At 61.1% G+C, this 905-nt stretch carries 3 protein-coding genes; all 3 read left to right on the plus strand.

From position 1 onward, the window contains the following. A partial coding sequence (locus OP496_RS18115) for a terminase small subunit (protein ID WP_280565365.1) occupies positions 1–456 on the plus strand: 456 nt, incomplete at its 5' end. Beyond that, positions 443–676, plus strand: a complete 234-nt coding sequence (locus OP496_RS18120) for a hypothetical protein (RefSeq protein WP_280565368.1) — start codon at positions 443–445, stop codon at positions 674–676. The genes OP496_RS18115 and OP496_RS18120, both read left to right, overlap by 14 nt. Then, positions 663–905 (plus strand): hypothetical protein (locus OP496_RS18125; RefSeq protein WP_280565371.1); only part of this gene is annotated, 243 nt, incomplete at its 3' end. The genes OP496_RS18120 and OP496_RS18125, both read left to right, overlap by 14 nt.

Consider the following 905-nt stretch of genomic DNA (forward strand, 5'->3'; position numbering starts at 1 on the left):
TCGCTCAATACTGTCAGCAGTTGGATCCGCAAAGGCTGCCCCTTCGAGCAAAGGGGGCGCCAGGGTAAGCCTTGGCGTTTCAACACCCGCGATGTCTCCGAGTGGTTGCGCGAGCAGGCACGCCTTGAGGCGGCCGGCGACGCGCCGATGGATGAGTTTGAGCTCAAGCTGCGCAAGTTGGCGGCGGAGACCGCCCAAGCCGAGCTTGATCTGGCCACCGCGCGACAACAGGTGGCGCCCATCGATGAGTTCGAGCGAGCTCGCGCCCTGGAGAATGCCACCGTGCGCGCCAACGTGATGAACGTACCCAGTCGTGTGGTCAGTCAGCTGATCGGTGAAACCGACGAAGGCCGGTTCAAGGAAGTACTGCGGACCGAACTGATCCAGGCCCTGGAGTCGGCTGCCGAGGCTGACATCGAGCTCGAGGAAGAGGAGGAAGGTCGTGAAGAAGATTGATTGGAATAAAGCGAGTGAGCTTGGGCTTATTGAGCGCATAAATCGAGAAGTGCTTCACCCGCTTGGGCTGGCAATGGTTCGTGTGCCTGAGACGGGGGAGTCGCCGGGTCTTTTGATTTCTGACGACGGGGGGTGGCAATACTCGCCCGCCATGCCTGAAGGACCGATCTACTCGAAAGAGGAAGTCCTGAGACGACTGGCAGACGATGACGACGATTGAGCCAGCCGAGCAGTTCAGCAACACCAAAGGCGTGCTGCGTGCCCTGAAGCGCAGCGCTCGTCACCTGGTGCCGCCGGCACCGCTCAAGCCCAGCGAGTGGGCAGAGCAGAACGTCCGCATTCCAACGGGCAACGCCATTCCCGGGCCGATCCGCTTCGACAATGCCCCTTACCAGCGCGAACCGATGGACATGGCCGTTCATCCCGGCTGCTATCGTATCTCGTTGATG

The organism is Chromohalobacter sp. 48-RD10 (assembly GCF_029889785.1).
Classification (GTDB): Bacteria; Pseudomonadota; Gammaproteobacteria; order Pseudomonadales; family Halomonadaceae; genus Chromohalobacter.